At 56.6% G+C, this 17,901-nt stretch carries 20 protein-coding genes; 4 read left to right on the top strand and 16 right to left on the bottom strand.

The window, feature by feature from the left end; all coding sequences use genetic code 11:
- Window positions 1-286 precede the first annotated feature (286 nt).
- Both hpf and KQI10_RS11340 read right to left on the bottom strand, forming a co-directional pair.
- Window positions 287-823 carry a ribosome hibernation-promoting factor, HPF/YfiA family gene (gene hpf / locus KQI10_RS11345; RefSeq protein ID WP_216567505.1) on the bottom strand — a complete coding sequence of 179 codons (537 nt, stop codon included), beginning with the start codon at window positions 821-823 and terminating at the stop codon, window positions 287-289.
- An 81-nt stretch (window positions 824-904) separates the two neighbouring features.
- Complete coding sequence (locus KQI10_RS11340) at window positions 905-1,447, bottom strand: DUF4364 family protein (RefSeq protein WP_216567504.1); 543 nt, start codon at window positions 1,445-1,447, stop codon at window positions 905-907.
- Window positions 1,448-1,544: 97 nt separating this feature from the next.
- Between KQI10_RS11340 and KQI10_RS11335 the strand changes: the two genes are divergently transcribed.
- The 4 genes from KQI10_RS11335 (at window position 1,545) to KQI10_RS11320 (ending at window position 5,132) form a co-directional block, all read left to right on the top strand.
- Complete coding sequence (locus KQI10_RS11335; RefSeq protein ID WP_216567503.1) at window positions 1,545-2,279, top strand: NAD(P)-dependent oxidoreductase; 735 nt, start codon at window positions 1,545-1,547, stop codon at window positions 2,277-2,279.
- The gene (locus tag KQI10_RS11330; RefSeq protein WP_216567502.1) at window positions 2,276-2,848 is read left to right on the top strand and encodes a dipicolinate synthase subunit B; all 573 of its coding nucleotides are present in this window, start codon (window positions 2,276-2,278) and stop codon (window positions 2,846-2,848) included. The genes KQI10_RS11335 and KQI10_RS11330 overlap by 4 nt, the downstream gene beginning before the upstream one ends.
- Before the next feature lie 140 nt (window positions 2,849-2,988).
- A complete protein-coding gene (locus KQI10_RS11325; protein ID WP_216567501.1) occupies window positions 2,989-3,546 on the top strand; it encodes an RNA polymerase sigma factor in 558 nt (185 codons plus the stop codon).
- Window positions 3,543-5,132, top strand: a complete 1,590-nt coding sequence (locus KQI10_RS11320) for a hypothetical protein (protein WP_216567500.1) — start codon at window positions 3,543-3,545, stop codon at window positions 5,130-5,132. The genes KQI10_RS11325 and KQI10_RS11320 overlap by 4 nt, the downstream gene beginning before the upstream one ends.
- Before the next feature lie 128 nt (window positions 5,133-5,260).
- Here KQI10_RS11320 and KQI10_RS11315 read toward each other — a convergent pair whose 3' ends face one another.
- The 14 genes from KQI10_RS11315 to KQI10_RS11250 all read right to left on the bottom strand — a co-directional run bounded on the left by KQI10_RS11315 (window position 5,261) and on the right by KQI10_RS11250 (window position 17,771).
- The gene (locus KQI10_RS11315; RefSeq protein ID WP_216567499.1) at window positions 5,261-7,204 is read right to left on the bottom strand and encodes an NAD(+) synthase; all 1,944 of its coding nucleotides are present in this window, start codon (window positions 7,202-7,204) and stop codon (window positions 5,261-5,263) included.
- A 91-nt stretch (window positions 7,205-7,295) separates the two neighbouring features.
- Complete coding sequence (locus tag KQI10_RS11310) at window positions 7,296-10,025, bottom strand: DNA translocase FtsK (RefSeq protein ID WP_253285261.1); 2,730 nt, start codon at window positions 10,023-10,025, stop codon at window positions 7,296-7,298.
- Between the two features lie 15 nt (window positions 10,026-10,040).
- The gene (locus KQI10_RS11305) at window positions 10,041-10,871 is read right to left on the bottom strand and encodes an undecaprenyl-diphosphate phosphatase (protein WP_216567498.1); all 831 of its coding nucleotides are present in this window, start codon (window positions 10,869-10,871) and stop codon (window positions 10,041-10,043) included.
- A gap of 163 nt (window positions 10,872-11,034) precedes the next feature.
- On the bottom strand, window positions 11,035-11,592 hold the full coding sequence (locus tag KQI10_RS11300) for a SpoIIIAH-like family protein (RefSeq protein ID WP_216567497.1): 558 nt from the start codon (window positions 11,590-11,592) through the stop codon (window positions 11,035-11,037).
- A gap of 12 nt (window positions 11,593-11,604) precedes the next feature.
- Window positions 11,605-12,087, bottom strand: coding sequence for a hypothetical protein (locus KQI10_RS11295; protein ID WP_216567496.1), 483 nt, complete (start codon window positions 12,085-12,087; stop codon window positions 11,605-11,607).
- Window positions 12,078-12,536 (bottom strand): stage III sporulation protein AF, encoded by a 459-nt coding sequence (locus tag KQI10_RS11290; RefSeq protein WP_216567495.1) that lies wholly within the window; start codon window positions 12,534-12,536, stop codon window positions 12,078-12,080. Before KQI10_RS11290 ends, KQI10_RS11295 begins: the two co-directional genes overlap by 10 nt.
- Entirely contained in the window at window positions 12,536-13,555 is a 1,020-nt protein-coding gene (locus KQI10_RS11285) for a stage III sporulation protein AE (protein WP_216567494.1), read from the bottom strand. The genes KQI10_RS11290 and KQI10_RS11285 overlap by 1 nt, the downstream gene beginning before the upstream one ends.
- Before the next feature lie 14 nt (window positions 13,556-13,569).
- Complete coding sequence (locus KQI10_RS11280; RefSeq protein WP_216567493.1) at window positions 13,570-13,965, bottom strand: stage III sporulation AC/AD family protein; 396 nt, start codon at window positions 13,963-13,965, stop codon at window positions 13,570-13,572.
- Complete coding sequence (spoIIIAC, locus tag KQI10_RS11275) at window positions 13,965-14,159, bottom strand: stage III sporulation protein AC (RefSeq protein WP_216567492.1); 195 nt, start codon at window positions 14,157-14,159, stop codon at window positions 13,965-13,967. Before spoIIIAC ends, KQI10_RS11280 begins: the two co-directional genes overlap by 1 nt.
- A gap of 5 nt (window positions 14,160-14,164) precedes the next feature.
- A complete protein-coding gene (locus tag KQI10_RS11270; RefSeq protein WP_216567491.1) occupies window positions 14,165-14,680 on the bottom strand; it encodes a stage III sporulation protein AB in 516 nt (171 codons plus the stop codon).
- Window positions 14,611-15,504, bottom strand: a complete 894-nt coding sequence (locus tag KQI10_RS11265) for a hypothetical protein (protein WP_216567490.1) — start codon at window positions 15,502-15,504, stop codon at window positions 14,611-14,613. The genes KQI10_RS11270 and KQI10_RS11265 overlap by 70 nt, the downstream gene beginning before the upstream one ends.
- 199 nt (window positions 15,505-15,703) lie before the next feature.
- A complete protein-coding gene (locus KQI10_RS11260) occupies window positions 15,704-16,093 on the bottom strand; it encodes a DUF3783 domain-containing protein (RefSeq protein ID WP_216567489.1) in 390 nt (129 codons plus the stop codon).
- A gap of 53 nt (window positions 16,094-16,146) precedes the next feature.
- Window positions 16,147-17,292: an LCP family protein gene (locus tag KQI10_RS11255; protein ID WP_216567488.1), complete on the bottom strand. Its 1,146-nt coding sequence runs from the start codon at window positions 17,290-17,292 to the stop codon at window positions 16,147-16,149.
- A gap of 89 nt (window positions 17,293-17,381) precedes the next feature.
- A complete protein-coding gene (locus tag KQI10_RS11250; RefSeq protein ID WP_216567487.1) occupies window positions 17,382-17,771 on the bottom strand; it encodes a 4Fe-4S binding protein in 390 nt (129 codons plus the stop codon).
- Window positions 17,772-17,901 lie beyond the last annotated feature (130 nt).

Here is a 17,901-nt window from a genome sequence, read left to right as displayed (position 1 = left end):
TACGCTTAAACAATTCCATTAATTGTCCAAGGTGTTTTAGTTTGTCTTTACGTTATTCAATTTACAAGGTACAGCCGCCGTCTCAAGACAGCTTCTAAAGGTTACCACATAATGCACAATTTGTCAAGAACTTTTTTGCATTCTTTTTCAAATTTCGACATATTTTGTGGGTGTCTCGCAACAGCTCTAATATACTACCATTTCTCCCTCATTTTGTCAAGCACTTTTTTCGAAAAACGAAAAAATCTCCGGGATCCTTGGGACCCCGGAGATTTCTGTTATTCCATTATTCGGCGTCATCAATCAGGCCATAGCCGCCGTCTTCCCTGCGGTACACAACCGCAAAAGACCCGCCATTGTCCGTATCCCGGAAGGTGAAGAAATCATGATTCAGCAACTCCATCTGGAGCACTGCCTCCTCCCTACCCATAGGCTGCATGTAAAAATGCTTTATCTTGGTAATGGACAGACTTTCTTCCTCCTGCTCGGGGACAAAAGACGTCTCTTCAACCGTTCGGCTAAAGGCATCCTGACGCAGGCGGCGGGCAAGTCTCGTCTTATTCTTGCGGATCTGGCCCTCAATGGTGCCAACGCAGGCATCAATTGACGCAAACATATCAGAGGTGCTCTCGCTGGCACGGAACCAAGTCCCCGCGCCGTGGACAGTCAGCTCTGCCTTATTCTGATTCTTCTCTACGGAAAATACGATGAGTGCCTCCGCATCATCCTCGAAATACCGGGCCAGCTTCATGACCTTTTTCTCGGCATAAGCGTGGACATTCTCGGGCAGCTTCACTTTCTTTTCACTGTACTGAAACTTCATAATCGGCAGCTCCTTTCGTATCCACCGGTCTTCCGGTGTACTTAAACTATACCACGATCTGGAAGTTTCGGCAAGGGGTGCTTATTCTCCCTCTTTTCCCTCTTCGTCAAGCAGCTCAGCCATGGTCAGGTTGTAGAGATTTTCCGCCTTCTGCTCGAAAAGCTTGCTGAGCCGAACAGCCTGCCGCTGGTTCGGAGCCAACAGCTCCAGAGTCATCAGATTTCCCACCTCATCATCCAGAGCCATGACCACGGAGTAATCCCCGTTGTCCCTTGGAATGACCTGGGTCTTTACAAAGCTGGACCGACGCTGGGAACGGTTGAATTTTGCTACGGCATTCTCCGCCTTGCACTTGACGGTATAGGCAACAGAATCCTCGGTCAGAGAGCCGTCCGCGCGGCCCTTGTCCGTGATCTCATAAGTTCCGGTCTCCACCTCCCGCAGATGGCCGCTTTCCACCATCTCCGGAACGGCAGTACAGATGTCAAAATAGCTGAGGCAATCATCCTGATAACACAGTTCATAAATCTGCTGAATGTTGATGGGATAGCTCACCCGGGCCATGACAAACAGTACAAGTACCTTTACATCCAACATATCGTGGATAAATCCCAATCTCTGCATATACTTCCCCCCTTGGTATCATTATACGAAATCCCCGAAAAAAATCAAGCACCACTTATTCACTTCCGGCATATTTTGGCCCAAAGGAGGGATGGTCATGCCAAAGCTCTGGGCAAAAGGGCTTTCCGCCGCCCACGCATACGCCTGTGAACAGCTTTCAAGATCTGGCTTTTCCATTATCGACACACCGGACGATACCACTCAGGGAGTCCTGCTGGATATTCCCAGCTTCCGGACGCCGGACGTGAACCCCGAAACCATCTGGGCCGCGCTGCCAGACAACGCTCTAATCATCGGCGGAAACCTTGCCGGGAAGGTGCCGGAACGTTTCCGGGTGATGGATTTGCTGATGGATGAAGAATACACAGCCAAAAACGCGGACATCACCGCCAGATGCGCTCTGCGCCTCGGGGCAGAGCAGATGAACCGTACTTATCGTGACATGCCGGTGCTCATTTTGGGCTGGGGCCGCATCGGGAAATGCCTGGCACGGCTGCTGCGCGTTCTGGATGCCCAGGTCTGTGTCTACGCCAGGAACCCCGCCGACCGAGCCATGCTGAAAACGCTGGGCTACGATGCCATATCGGAAGAAGAATTGGCGGCATCCCTTCCCTGTTTCCGGCAGATTTATAACACAGTCCCGGCGCCTGTTCTTTCCCATGCCATGACCGCAAAATGCCGGGACTGTCTGCTGATCGACTTGGCCTCCCAACTGGGGATACAGAGCGAAGACGTGCTCTGGGCCAGAAGACTGCCCGGTAAGTTGGCACCGGAAAGCTCCGGAAAATTAATCAGTGAGACGATCATACGACTGTGGGAGGAGACACCATGAACATCGGGTTTTGTTTTTGCGGTTCATTCTGCACATATTCCAAGGTCTTTCCGGTTCTGGAGCAGCTTACAAAAACACATACCGTGATTCCCATTTTTTCGAAAGCCTCCGCTTCTGTGGACAGTCGATTCGGCAGCGCCCGGGATTTTCTGGCGCGGGCGGAACACATCTGCGGCGCAAAGCCCCTGACCTCACTGGAAGAAGTGGAGCCTATCGGGCCCAAAAAGCTGCTGGACCTGCTCATCATTGCGCCATGCACCGGAAACACTCTGGCAAAGCTGGCCCATTCCATTGCTGACAGCCCCGTCACCATGGCAGCAAAAAGCCATCTGCGCAACGCCCGACCGGTGCTGCTGGCAGTCTCCACCAACGACGCTCTGGCCGGGGCGGCGGAGAATATCGGAAAGCTCATGGCCAGAAAACACTACTATTTCGTCCCCTTCCGGCAGGACAGCTGGGAGAAAAAGCCCACATCCATGGTCGCGGACTTTTCGTTGATCCCCGACGCCGCGGAGGCCGCGCTGGATGGGCAGCAAATACAGCCCATTTTACTGGCAGGAAATCCATAGCGCAGCCCACCCGGTTCTGGACAAGGGCCGGGTGTTGTTGTACTATATAGTAAAAAAATTTTGAAAAAGCGCAAGGATCGGGGAAATTTTTCTACTGGATGTTTGAAGGCACATTACAAACGAAAAGGAGGCACCCAAATATGGATGATGCTGAGATCATTTCACTGTATTTCCAGCGTTCCGAAACGGCCATTTCGCAGACCGCCACGAAATACGGGAAATACTGCTACCAGATTGCCTACCATATTCTTTCCAGCCGGGAGGATTCCGAGGAAAGCGTCAACGACACCTACCTCGCGGCCTGGAACGCCATGCCGCCCAGGCGGCCCAATGCCCTCTCCGCCTTTCTGGGCAAGCTGACAAGGTACATCTCCCTGGACCGTTGGAAAAACCGCAGTGCCCTGAAGCGGGGCGGCGGGCAGGTAGCGCTCAGTCTGGATGAGCTGGAGGAATGTGTGGCTGGCGGCAGTGACCCGGAAAAGGAAGCGGATCGGAAAGAACTGCTGCGATACCTGAACCGCTTTCTGGATTCCCTGCCGGAGATCCAGCGGAAGGTTTTCGTCTGCCGGTACTGGTATCTGGAATCCATCCCGGAAATTGCCGCCCGGTTCGGCATTTCGGAAAGCAAGGTCACGGCCATGCTGCACAGGCTGCGGCAAAAGCTGCGCAAAAGGCTGGAAATGGAGGGTTTGCTATGAAAGCCATGGATATTCTGGAAACAATGGGTTCCATCCGGGATGCCTATATTGTGGAGGCCCACGCGGAAAAGCAGCATAGGCTCTCCCTGACAAGGGTGCTTCTGGTTGCGGCGATCATCTCTCTGCTTTTGCTGCTGGTGGGCTGTGCCGTGGTGTATATGCTGCAGCTGCAGGATATGAAGCTGGATGAAGTCACCATCAGCGAGCCCGCCTGGTCCGGCCCCGGCGGCGAGGAGGTGCCCGCCACAGAGTGGGTAAAAACGGAATTGTCCCTCCAGGGCTACAACGGCAGCCCGGAACAGCTGGCCATGCGGGAATGGAAAGCGTTCCAGGAAAGTTATGACCCGGACGGGACCCTGCTGGATGCAAATAATTTCAATGAACTGGGCATTCCCGCACAATTCTATGAGACTTACAACTGCTATACCTTTGAGATGGCGGACAAGCTTCAGGAGATTCTGGACAAATACGATTTGCAGCCGCTGGGCACCATCCTGCACTTTGACCGCTGGGAGCAGGAACTGTTCTACCGGGCTTTGCGGATGGAGCCGCTGGTTTCCGCAGATACAGAGCGTATGGCCGGATACTTTTTTCCTGAGGGCTCCTTCCACACGGAATTCCTGTATACCCTCCCGGGAGAGGAAAGCCGGGTGGCGGCATACACCTATGTGAACGGAGATTATTTCTACCCATACTACGCGGTCATAGGCAATCTTGACCAGTGGCAGCAATGGCACTACACAACGGCAGACGGCTTTGACTTGCTTCTGGCCACATACGAAAACGCCCTGAGAATCATCTGTCAGAGCGGGAACGACTGGATTGAGATTACCACCGAGAATTCCTTGGGCTATGACATAAACAACCTTCCGGATAAGCCCATGACAAAGGAACTGGCGGAACGCATTGCGGACGTTTTCAACTTTCACCCCGATCCTCAGCCTTGCACGGCTGAACAGGTGGAGGCCTTGCGGACGGACTATCCTGCCCCGGAGCAAAAGCCTGATTTTCTGGCCGGTTCCGCCATGGATCTGGAGACAGGATGGCACTGGTTCACCAACGAATACGGTGACAGTCTGGAAAACTACGTGCAGCACATTCTGGATTACACAGGAAGCGAAAAGGCGTATAATGACACCCGGAGCGACATGCTGGACTACTGTCTTTTTGATTTGGACAATGACGGACAGCAGGAAATACTGCTGAAATATCGGGACACCGGAAAATACTGGCAGGCCATAAAAGTCTTCACGCCGCCAAATGCGGATGCTCCCCGGGTCTGCTTCCGGTATTTTGGCGCCTTATACGAAGGGCCTGTCCTGGGGTGGACCTATGACGAAACGATCCATGGGTATGGGGACTGTGTTTATTACTACTACATGGACGCTTCCTTCCATGAATTTCTGCGGCTTTGCTATAACACAGTAAACAAAGCCTGGCAAAAGGCTACTGTTATCGACGACAGCACCGACAACGGTACCCAGTGGGAAAGTATTTCCGAGGCAGAGGCCAAGGATATTCAGGCGGGGTTCGTGCCCATGGCAGATTTTGAAATGAAGCCCTTGATGGGATTCCTGAACAAATAAAACATGGGGGCGATGCCTGCATTGCCCCGAAGTCTCCGGCAAAACGGTACGGCTTTCCGTACAACGCAATTGTCGAGGCTTCGGGACGACAAAGGGCATCGTCCCCTATGTCCATGATACAACGGGTATTATAGTCTCTCCAACTCTTCCAGCCAGACTTTTCCGCTGGCGTCGCTGGGCATGCGCCAGTCGCCCCGGGGGCTGAGGCAGACAGAGCCGACCTTGACGCCGTCCGGCAGACAGCTGCGCTTGAACTGCTGGGTGAAGAAGCGGCGATAAAAGGCCTTTATCCATTTTTTGATGGTCTCCGGCGGGAAATCCTCCCGGAATGCCCGGCAAGCCAGGGTGTATATCTTCGTGGGGGTGAAGCCGAAGCGAAGCATATAGTAAAGGAAAAAGTCGTGGAGAGCGTAGGGACCTACCAGATCTTCCGTATACTGGCTGATTTTTCCGGCGGCATCCGGGGGCAGCAGCTCCGGGGAAATCGGGGTGTCCAGAATGTCCTCCAGAACGGCCTTCGCATTCAGAAAATCCGGGTTCTCGGCAATGGCGGCAATCATCCAGCGGATCAGGGTCTTGGGAATGGAGGCATTGACGCCGTACATGCTCATGTGGTCGCCGTTGTAGGTACACCACCCCAGGGCCAGTTCACTGAGGTCCCCCGTGCCGATGACAATGCCGCCTACCACGCTGGCATAGTCCATCAGGATCTGGGTGCGCTCCCGGGCCTGGGCATTTTCATAAGTGCCGTTCAAAACCGTCTTGTCGTGGCCAATGTCCCGGAAATGGAGGTCAACCGCATCCCGGATATTTACTTCCTTGACGGAAATACCAAGCCGTTCCATAAGGGTCAGGGAATTCCGGTAAGTCCGATCCGAGGTGCCGTAGCAGGGCATGGTAACGCCGCAAACATCCGAGGCAGGCCGCCCCAACTCCCGCATGGCTTCCACCGCCACAAGGAGGGCCAGGGTCGAATCCAGGCCACCGGAAATACCCACAACAGCCTTGGAACCAATAATCTCCAGGCGGTGCTTCAGGCCCGCTACCTGCATCCGGAAAATCTCCATGCAGCGTTCAACCCGGTCCGTCTGGGAGGGGGGCACAAAGGGCAGCTTATTCACCGGGAACAGGCTGCCATCGGAACGGGGTATCCCGCCGAGCATGATCTCTCTATCAGCCAACATGGAAGCAAGGGCCGCGGCATTGTCGCCGAAGCTCTTGTCTTTCCGGCGGTCCGCCCGAATCTGGCCCAGGTCGCAGTCCCGGATCAGCAGGGTCTGGGAGACAATAGGAGCCTCTGTCTCCCCCAGAAGAGTGCCGTTCTGGGCAATCAGGCACTGGCCGGAGAAAATCAGGTCCTGCGTGCTCTCCCCCGCTCCGGCGGAGGCATAGGCATAGACGCAGGTGGCGGCGGCAGACTGGTGCTTCACCAGCTCCCGGCGGTAGGCCCGTTTGCCGATGGTCTCATTGGAGGCAGAGAGATTCAGGATCAGCTCCGCACCGCTGAGCGCCAGAAGGGAGGATGGCGGAACCGGCGTCCAGAGGTCTTCACAGACTTCCACACCCAGTTTGGTTTCGTCTCCCAGAATAAACAGCGCTTTCTGGACGATGGGAGCATTCAACGGTTCACAGCCGGGAATGGGCAGCGTCACGCTGTCGCAGCGCAGATCATTTGCGGAGGAAAACCAGCGCTTTTCGTAGAACTCGTTGTAATTGGGAATATAGGTCTTGGGCACCAGGCCGTGGAGCTTTCCGCCGGAAAGAACAGCGGCGCAGTTGAACATCCGCGCGCCCTGCCGGACAGGCAAGCCGAGAAGGACCGTCACATTGGGGTGCGCTTCCGAACAGCGCAGAACCGTGCCCAGCCCCTCCAGCGAGGTTTCGGCAAGCGTATCCTGAAAGAAAAGATCCTGGCATGTATATCCCGTCAGGCTCAGCTCCGGAAATACCAGCACATCCACATTCCTGGCGTCTGCCTCTTCCAGAATGGCGCAATGATCCCGGGCGTTTTTCAGCGGGTCCCCCACGGTTACCGGCGGCACCGCGCAGGCCACACGAACAAAATCCAGCATAGGGTTTCCTCCGTCCATCATTTTGCTCTAGTTTATCACAGACGGCGCAAAAAAACAACAGGAGCGGCATTTTTCACCGCTCCTGTTATGCTCAATCCAATTCCTCCGGAACGCCGTCCTCATCCATGGGCACATCGCCGTTTCTGGCGGCCCACTGCTCTTTGGTGATGAGGATATCCCGGGGTTTGGAGCCCTGGAAGGGGCCGACGATGCCCTTTTCCTCCATCTCGTCCACGATGCGGGCCGCCCGGGCGTAGCCCAGCTTCAGCCTGCGCTGGAGCATGGAGACAGATGCCTGTCCTGTTTCCAGAATCACCTCCACGGCAGCGGGAAGCATTTCGTCCCCCTCCAGCTCGGCGTCATTGGGTTCCGGGTCGGCGGAAGCACCCTTGCCGCCCTTGCCGGTCTGCTGGGCCTTCTTCTCGATCTCCTCCAGCACCTGCTGGTTGTAGTCTGCCGTATAGTTGTCCTTCACAAAGCTGGCCACAGCTTCCACCTCGCTGTCCGTAACGAAGCAGCCCTGAACACGCAGAGGCTTGCCGCAGCCGATGGGCGCATAGAGCATATCGCCCTTGCCGACCAGCTTTTCCGCCCCCTGGGTATCCAGGATGATCCGGGATTCCATGGCGGAGGCCACAGAGAAAGCAATTCTCGAGGGGATATTGGCCTTCATCAGGCCGGTGATCACATCCGCGGAAGGACGCTGGGTGGCGATAATCAGGTGCATACCGGAAGCACGGCCCATCTGGGCAATACGGCAGATGGAATCCTCAACCTCCTTGGCGGCAACCAGCATCAGATCGGCCAGCTCATCAATGATGACGATGATCTGGGGCAGCTTCTGGCCGCCCTCCTCGTTGGCAACGATGCTGTTGTAGGATTCCAGATCCCGGACTCCGGCATCGGACATGAGCTTATAGCGCCGCAGCATTTCCGTCACCGCCCATTGCAGAGAACCGGCGGCTTTCTTGGGGTCCGTCACCACGGGGATCAGCAACTGAGGGATGCCATTGTAGATGCCCAGTTCCACCATCTTGGGGTCCACCATAATGAGCTTCACATCCTCGGGGCCGGCCTTGTAGAGCAGGCTGATGATAATGGAGTTCATACAGACGGATTTACCGGAGCCGGTGGTACCGGCGATCAGCATATGGGGCATTTTCGCGATGTTGCCCACAATGCAGTTGCCCGCAATATCCTTGCCCACGGAGAAGGAGGACTTGCCCTTGGCCTGCGCGAAGGCCGGCGAATCGATGACCTCCCGCAGGGACACGGTGGTCACGGTGCGATTGGGCACTTCGATGCCCACAATGGATATTTTCCCGGGCACGGCGGCAATTCGCACACCGGAAGCGCCCAGGCTCAGGGCAATGTCATCGGCGCAGCCGGTCAGCTTGCTGAGACGCACGCCCTTGTCCAGTTCCACCTCATACCGGGTTACGCTGGGGCCCCGGGTGACATTGATGATATGGGCGTCGATGTGGAAGGAGGCCAGCGTTTCATTCAGGCGGCGGGAATTCTCCCGCATTTCCTCTGTGCCGTCTGCGCTTATCCCCGCCGGACGGCGCAGCAGCTCAATGGGCGGGAAACGGTAGGTCTGCTGTTCCGCGGCGCTGCCCTGGGCGATCTCCGCGGCCACCTGCTTTGCGGACTCCGCGGCGTCCCTGGTCGTCACTTTGCCGGGCTTCTCGCCGGTTTGCTCGTCCTCCATGAGGACAGCAGGCATTTTCTTTATCTGTTCCTTCACAAGCGGCGGCATTTTCTGAGGGATGGGTTCGGTCTTCGGTTCCTGTCTGGGTTCCGGTTTCCGCTTGGGCGGCTCCTGCTCCGCGGGAGTCTTCTCTACAGGGATACCCTTTTTCACGCTCTGAGCAGCCGGATAGACCGGGGAATCGATATCCAGATCGATGGTATTCATCACGTCCGCGCCCCGGGACGGCGTTCCAGTATTGGAGACAGCTTCCGGGGCGGTCTGCGCCGCAGGATGCATCTGCTTCTGCGGCTTCTGGGGCTTCGGCAGCTCCTGAGGAACGATCTCGTCAATGGTCATCTGGACAGGGGGGGCCTGCTTTTTCCGCTTCTGCTCGATGCGCTTATTGGCGATGTGGTTCACCACTGCCGCGGCAGGCTCCACATAATCGTCCTCTTCTTCCTCCCAATCCTCCTCCCGGGGGCGGTCCGCAATGGCCTTGATAATGCTGGGAATGGTAATCTGCATGGATCCCAAAAGCGTCAGCACCGCGGCAATGCCCAGAATCAAATAGGCAATCACACTGCCGCAGGCCCAGCGGACCAGCATGGCCAGACCACCGCAGAGAACGCCCCCGGTGGTGCCGAGGGAGCCGCCGGTGTAGAGATCCGAAATGACTTTAATGCCTTCCGCCATGCCCTGCTTCTGCACGATCAGGTGGTAAATACTGCCGCTCAAGAAAACGAAAGCAATCACGCAGACGCTGCGCATGGTCGTCTTCCGCTTCCGGCCAAAAACCTGGATAATGAACAGAAATAGCAGCGCCGGAATGGAAAAATAGAAGCCCACTTCGCCCAGCAAGCCCAGAATCACATATTTCAGCGCCTTCAGCAAGGCCCCATCCGGATTGATGGCAATAACCAGGAACAGGACAAAGAGTATCACGCACAGCACGGCGATCAGCACATTGGGAGATAATCCGCCCGCAAAGTCCCGATTGGACTTTTTGACCTTTTCGGGATTTTTCTTTTTAGGCGGGGTAGATTTGCCGCCGGTTTTACCGGCGGCAGGTTTTTTCGTAGAACTGGCGGCGGCTCTGTCCGCCCGTGTAGACTGTTTCTTCTCTGCCATAAGGATCCTCCAACATTACGCGACAAGACTCAAAAAGAACGTAAACAGGGCAAGGCCCCAGCAATAAAAGGCGAATACGGAAAAGCCATGCTCCTCCACAATGGACCGCAGCAGCTTTACTCCCAGAAGCCCACCGAAAAAGCTGGCCAGAGCAGCACACAGATAGGCCAGCACAATGGAAAAGGTCAGTCCCTCCAGGCCGCCGGAGATAATGCGCAGGGCATCGCAGACCACGGTGCAGGCAGAAATCACAATGCCTACGGCCATAGCATTTTCCAAAGCATACTTTTTATCCACACCGCAGACGGAGCCAATGGACACCATGGCGCCGATGCCGGAAATGCCGGGCAGCACAGAAAGCGCCCCGCCCAGACCAATGAGCAGACCGTCCACCCGGCTCATGGTCCGGGAATCCTTGTTGCCTGAAGGCAGATACTGAGGTAAGTACAGAATCAGGCCGTTCAGAATCAGGAACAGGGCGATGGCCCAGGTATGGCTCACCAGACCGGTCGTCGCGTTATACAGAAAAAACGCGGGAATCACAGGAATGACCATGGTCCGAAGCAGGCGAAAATCCATAAGGCTCCTGGTGTCCAGAGGTCTTCTGCGTCGTTTTTTGGGAATCCGCGCCAGAGCCAGGGCCCGGTTGATTCTCGTAAGCTGAGGATGACAGGTTTTATATAAAGCCAGCAAAATGCCCAGGTGCATCAGAAGCAGCATCAAATCGCTGCTGCCGGAGGCGCCGAAGATCTTCAGCAGCAAAATGCCGTGGGCCCGGGAGGAAATCGGCAGGATCTCCGCCATACCGGACAGAAAACCATAGAGGATATTTTGCAGCCAGGTCACGCTCGCCGCCTCCTTTACATAATCATTTCACTTTATAATAGCATAAACCAGCCTAAATTTCTACCCCTATTTTTCCCGCAAAAAAGCGCCGCCCCACAGAAATCGGCATTCCAGAGGAACCGATTCCCGCAGCAGCGGCGCTATTCACAAATTCAGGTGGACTTCAGCGTACCTCGACAACCCGGATGCTGTCCAGTCCGTAGCCGGACTGGCTCATGACCACGTCCGCGATGACCGCCACATCCTGCTCCTGCAGGCCGTCTTCCGGCGCGGAAACTGCCACGGAGATGCCGGAGCCCGTCATATAGGCTACGCAGTCCGCATAGCCCTTGGCGATAATCAGACTTTCGATCTGGGCTTCGCTGAGGGCCGTCTGAACAATGTCCTCCAGACTGGCGGCGGATTCTGCGGCCTTACTGTCGCCCTCCACACTGGCAGCCTCCTGCAGGAGGTTGATGGCATCGTCCCTTGCCTGCTGGCGGGAAAGGCGCACCGAGGCAAAATAGCTGTCTGCCGTGGTCTGGTCCGTCTGCCCCGTCAGGATGGCAGACATGTCCTCGCTGAGGTCCAGGGTATCGTCGCCCATGACCTTCTGGGTGTCCAGGGTCTCGTCCAGGCTTTGGGTCTGCTGCTTTCCGGCATAGAGCCAGTTCACATAGATTCCCGCGCAGACCGTTACCAGGATTGCCGCCGCAATGAGATTCTTCTTCCAGATTTTCACAAAAAAGCCCCCCTACTTCATTTTGAGTACGGTAATTCGATTGGTCGTCAGCCCTGTGGCTGCCGCTACCGCCTTCACAATGGCCAGCCGCACCGCCGGAGAATCCGCCCCCTGGCAGACAATAATCGCCCCCCGGTAGGTCGGCGCTTCTGTCTGCCGTACCAGGGCCGTCTGCACACGGTTATCCCCCGTGATCAGGACTGTCTCCTGCCGCAGGTTCTCGCCGTCCCCGGTTTCGTCTGTCTGAAAGCGCGTGATTTCAGAGGTCTGCCCCGAGAGGAGTACCCGGACGGAACCTGCCCCCGCCACCTGAGACAGGATCTCCTCCAGCGCCGCCTCCATGGTCTGCTCCCGGACCTCCCCGGCAGGCTGGGCCACTTGCGTCTCTTTCTTTCCGCCGGGCAGGCACATCAGGAAGACGCCGCACAGCAGAACCAGCGCGGCGGCCCGGCTCTTTTTGAAAAAGGCCCTGATTTCCTCCCGATTTATTGCCATAGCTGCCGCGCCTCCGGGATCCCCAGCTCCGTTTTCAGAATGTACGTCAGGCTGTCCCTCTGTTCCCGGGTGTAATCCCCCGTCAGCCTTACGGACTGAGGCAGATTATCCTCTGTCAGCGATACCTCCACGGAAAGCGTCAGGCCCATGCCTTTCGCTTTGTCCAAGATATATGTTTCCAGACGCTGTCTTATGACCCTTCTTTTTTCCCCGGCCAGATAGTCCTCCCCTTCCCGGACAGCCGTCTGGGCATCCGCCTCGAAGCCTGACATCCATGCACTCAGATCCGGCAGTTCCAGGGCTGCCACAGGCCGCAAAACCGCCGTCAGCAGAAACACACCACAGAGGAGCCGTATGAGCTTGCCGCCGCTGTTCTCCGGCAGAATACCTGTCAGAACGCCGCCGGCCAAAGCAGCCGTCACCAGAGACAGCACATATTTTCCGGCCATCAGCCCACCCCCTTCAAAAAGCACACCGAGCTCACCAACAGCAGAAGACACATGCCCCCGGTCATGGCCAGCAGCATCCGCATGACGTCTCCAAAGTCGTCGATCAACCCTGTGGCGCTCTTGCCGCCGAACAGGCCGCACAAGGCCCCTGCTCCTTTCAGAATCAGGAACTGCACGCCGATTCTGGAAAAAGGCCCTAAAAACACAGCCAGAATGGCCAATATCCCGTAAATTCCCACTGCGCCGCGCAGCATCCCCGCCCCCACCAACACCGCTTCGGATGCGTCGGACAAGATGCCGCCCACGATGGGGATCAGCGTGGAGATCGTGGTTTTCGCGGCCTTGACCACCGCCGCGTCCGCGCTGCCGGAGACCACCCCTGTAATTCCCAGGTAGGCTGTAAAGAGGGAAAGCAGGGTCTTCATACACCATAAAATCATACCCTTCAGCAGATTCTTCAGGCTTTTCAGGGTATCATTTCCCAGTGCCGCTCCGGCCGTGGCCGCGGCAAGATAAAGATACTGCACCGGCAGTAAAAGCTTTCCCAGAAGCGCGCTGAGCACCGTGTTGAAAAGGGCCGAACCGGCATAAAGGGCCGTTGCCGAATTGATGCCCCCCTGGGCGGCCATGGCAGCCGTCACCGCCGGGAGCAGCAGCTTTTCATACTCGCTCATTTCCGTAACGGTGTCTGCCGCCATACGAATCATGGTATGAGCATTGCCCAGCAGCAAGGCGGCAATGGACACGGCTCCTACCAGCTCCACCGTCCGTCCAACAGGGGCGCCATCCGCCGATACCAAAGACAGCAGCAGACACACCGCCACAAGCCCCGCCCCGGTCAGCAGTCCCTGATCCAGTTCCGGCCGAAGGATGGGCAGCAATTCTTTGAGAATATGCCGCAGGCCGTCGGAAAAGCTCTCCGTCTGGTCGGGCATCAGCTTCCGGCCCGCCTCCGGCACCTGCGGCGCGGTGATCTCCGCCGATACGGGCAGGATAAACAGGCACAGCAAAAGCAGCATTGCGCATAATCTTCTCAAGTATATCCCACCATTTCCAGAATGCACTCCAACAGCGCCGTAAACATGGGCACAGACAGGCACAGGATCGCCGCCGTGCCCAAAAGATGTACCAGCTTGGCCAGTGCAGCGTTTCCCGCGTCAGCACAGACATAGCCCCCAACCTCCGCTGTCAGTCCAATGCCCGTGGCCTTCAGAAGCAGTTCCATCGTATCCCCATTCAGATTGCCTAAAGCCTGAAGCCTGTCCAGCAGCCCCAGCACCGGCTCCAGCAGCCGCAGGATGATCGCTGCCGCCATAGCGATCACCGCAGCCGTCAGTGCCGTTGAGACATCCTTTTCCTGTTTTTTCAGAGCCAGCTCCAGCACCGCAGCCAGCAGAATCCCGGCGGCCCCCTTGAAAAACAGCTCCATCAGAACTCAAACAGGGTCTTCACCAGATCGAACAGCTCGGCGATTTTCTGGGCGACCATCATCAGGACAACCACCAGACCTGCCAAAGTGGTCATGGTGGCCTGCTCCTCCCGGCCGGAGCGGGAGAGTACCTGATTGAGGATGGAAACGATAATGCCGATGGCCGCGATCTTAAAAATCAGGTCAATATCCATAGGTTTTAGAAAAGCAGTACCGCCAAAGCCGCACCGGCACAGAGACCTAATGTCCGGTAGCCGCGCAGCCGTTCCTGCCGGTTCCGTTCCAGCTCCCGCAGCTCCCGCCTGCAGCCCTCCCTTGCGCTTTCGATGCCCTGCAGCTGCCCTTCCAGATTAAACCTGCCCAGATTCCTGCCTAACTGATAGATTCGTCTTCGGATTCTGCCGGGAATGGCGGGATTCGCGTCCAGAGCATTTCGCAGGCATACCTCCACCTGCGGCTCCGTGTGCTTGTCCAGCTCTCCGGACATATCCAGAAACAGCCGCTTCAGGCAGCCATTGGACCGCAGGGCGCAAAGCTGGAACAGCTCCGGAAGCGGTGTCAGGCGGTAGCGCAGCTCGCTTTCCATAAAGTCCAGGTTTTCCAGCAGCTGCCGCAGCAGCCGTTCCTGCCGGATGGCCTCCCGGGCTACGGAAAACCCGAAGCCTCCACAGCCGCCGATGACCAGCACAGCCCCGATCCATTTGTACTCTTCCATACGTCCATCCTTTCCCGGCGATATGACTTGTCCTTGTGTAAAAGCAGCACCGTTTGGAACAGGCCTCCTTCCAAAAGGGGCCTGTAGCATGGGCGCTGCCGCAGATCCTCCAGTGACGCGGCGTGGGCCGTTGCCAGCAGCCGCACGCCGCATCCCCCCGCGCGAATCAGAGCCTGGGCATCTGCCTGGGCTGTGACCTCGTCTATGGCAATATAGTCCGGCGCCATGGTCCTGAGAACCATTTCCATGCCGATTTCTTTGTCGCATCCGGAGAGGATATCCATTCCCCCGCCGCTGTCAAAGCCCTCCGGAAACAGTTCCCTGCGGCTGTCCACCACTGCCACGGCGCTCAACACGGATAAATTCCGGCAAAGATCCCGCAGCAGGGTAGTCTTTCCCCAGCCCGGAGCGCCCAATATCAGTACGGAACCAAGAGCGGCGCAATCCTTCGGGGCCACGTTCTTCAGATCCCGTGCCACCCGAAGACACAGAGAGCTTACCTTCCGAAAGCCCGTTACGCGATCCTCCTTGACGATGGTCTGGCCGCAAAGGCCCAGCCTGTGGCCGCCCGGAATGGTCAGAAAGCCCTCCCGGGCCGAGTCCACGGACCAGGGAGAATAATTGCTGGCGGCATTGACGCAGAAATCCAGGTCCCGCCCTTCTGTCACCCGTTCCAGCCGCCAGACCCGGTCTCCCAGCTCCAATATAGGCCGGTCTCCCATACGCAGCCGCAGCTGCCGCAAGTCCTTCCGCCCAAGCCTGTCCACGTCCCCGCGCATCCACATTGGAAGCACTTCCAAAAAGGCCTGCCAGGAAGCATCCATGGCATCCCCTCCTTTGTCCAACTCTATGCGGAAGGTCGCCGGGGGATGCACAGATTTCCAATGTATAACGCCGTAGGGGACGATGCCTTCATCGTCCCGAAGCCCGGTCAGCGGAGCGGTACGTTCGCGCGCACAGCTCTGTTTTTGAAGCCTCGGGACGATGTGGGCATCGTCCCCTACGTTTTTTATGGCAGATTCTTTACTTTTCCGTGTGAATGCTTTTCTTTGCCTCCAGCATAGCCCGGTGCTCTTCTGCCAGATTCTCATGGAGTCTGGCAAAGGTCCAGCCTGTATTGTGTTCCGTGACCACGGCTTTCAGGGTAACGGGAGCTTTCCTTGCCCGCAGCTGGGCAAGAAAGCTGTGGAACGCATCCTGATCCACATTGCACAGCACCAGCATTTCGTCTTCAAAGGGTTCTGTACTGCCCTTCCCGGCCTGGACCGCCCCGGGAATATCCGCCAGAGTGCCTACGGAAAAGCCCGTCTCCTCCGGCTTGACCACTCGGACGCGGAAGCCATGCTGCAGAGCAATGGCCTTGATAATCCGGGATTTTTCCTGAGGGATCTGATACATCAGAAGATTATACATACGTTTCCTCCTGTTGCGGAATGTGCCGCCCGGTATTGGGCGGCACAGAATTCTTAATCGTCCTCGGTAATGGCGGTGATGATGGCTTTGGCCTTGGATTCGGTGAATCTCTGGATGCTCTGCTCGGGACTTCCGTCCTTGAAGAGGTCCACCATCTCGCCGTAGAGACCCATATCGGCATTCGGGCACTGGAGAGAGTCCATAGTCATCTCCGGCAGCAGGGGCAGCAGCTCCGTAATGCAGGTAGTGATATCGGAATTCGTCATATCCGTCAGCACCTTGTCCAGCAGCTCGTCAACCAATGCGTTGATCTGCATAACGTTCATGCCCTTGACCCGTTCCAGCACCTGGGACACCACAGTCCGCTGGCGGGCGGTGCGCTTATAGTCGTTGTCCGCGGCGCTGGAATGGCGCATACGGGCGTACTCCTCCGCGGCCCAGCCGTCCAGACGGTTCTCGCCCACCTGGAAGTTCCGATCCGGATAGTCCTTGAACTTCTCATTCATATAAGCCGCCTCGTCCTCGTCCAGATCGGCAGTGATATAGCCAACGGCGTTGATGATGGCGTCAAAGGCGTCCAGGTTGATCTCCACATTGTAATCCACCACAGCGCCGAAGTTCCGCTCGATGACCTGATCCATGATTTCCATGGCGCCCAGGTCGCCGCCCCATTTATAGCCCATGGCATAAGCCAGGGTCAGCTTTGTCTGGCCGGAATGCGGATTTCCATAGGTATCGTAGACCTTGGGAATCACTACATAGCTGTCCCGCAGGAAGGAAATCATGGTGATCTTCCTGGTCTCCTTATTGACGGAGACCAGGAGGACCGTATCCGAATTTTTGCTGTCCTCACCGGGCCGAGCATCCTGACCGATGAGCAGGAAGTTTACGATCTTGCCCAGCTTGCCGTAGTTCGGCTTGGTTTCCTCTGTTGGAGCGGTCGTTGCTTCCGTTGTGGGTTCCGTTGTCTCTTCGGTCGTCGGCGTAGTGTCTTCCACCAGGTATTTACCGATATCGTCCGCGGAAAGCTGGTTGTCGCCCCGCTGCGCGCGATTGATCTTATTCATTTTGGAGACCACAAACCAGGCGCCCAGCGCGCCCAGCAGCAGGACCACCGCCAGAATCACCGCCACAGCGACAACCCAGGGCTTGTTCTTCTTCTGGGGCTGTTCCGCCAAAAAATGTCCACCTTTGCTCATTGTTTTCCTCCGATAATTAATTGCGCGTATTCTTGGGATGCTTTGAAAAAACGATTGGGCCGCCGGAAGGCCGCCCAATCGCGCAGGGATTACTTCTCCACAACCTCCAGGATACCCATGGGGCAGGCCTTGGCACAGATACCGCAGGCAATGCACTTGGAAGCGGGGTTCTCAGGTTTCAGCACCATGACCTTCATGGGGCAGACCTCCACGCACTTGCCGCAGCTGACACAGTTCTTCTTGTTGATCATGTACACGCCGGTCTTGGGATTCTGGGTAATGGCGTCATGCTCACAGACCTTCATGCACTTGCCGCACTGAATGCAGACATTCGGCTTGGCGCCGCCGTCCTTACCGGAAACGATACGGATGCAGCTGTAGTCCTCATTGAACTCCTTGTAGAAGGCGGTAGAGCAGGCACTCACACAGGCGAGGCACGCCATGCAGGGCGCGTCTTTCTTTACGGTCAATTTTTTCAAAGCAAACTCCCCTTTTTGTTTTTTGTTACGCCCCACCATTATACAATCAACCTTCGGAAATAGCAACAAGAAAAATCCTTAAAACTTTTTTATGGCGGTTTTTCCCTGCTTAAAAAGGGAACCTGCGGGA

Origin of the sequence: Pseudoflavonifractor sp. MSJ-30 (genome assembly GCF_018918045.1) — a bacterium.
Classification (GTDB): domain Bacteria; phylum Bacillota; class Clostridia; order Oscillospirales; family Oscillospiraceae; genus Faecousia.
The sequence above is the reverse complement of the archived record's forward strand: the minus strand, read 5'-3'. Positions and strand labels throughout refer to the sequence as shown.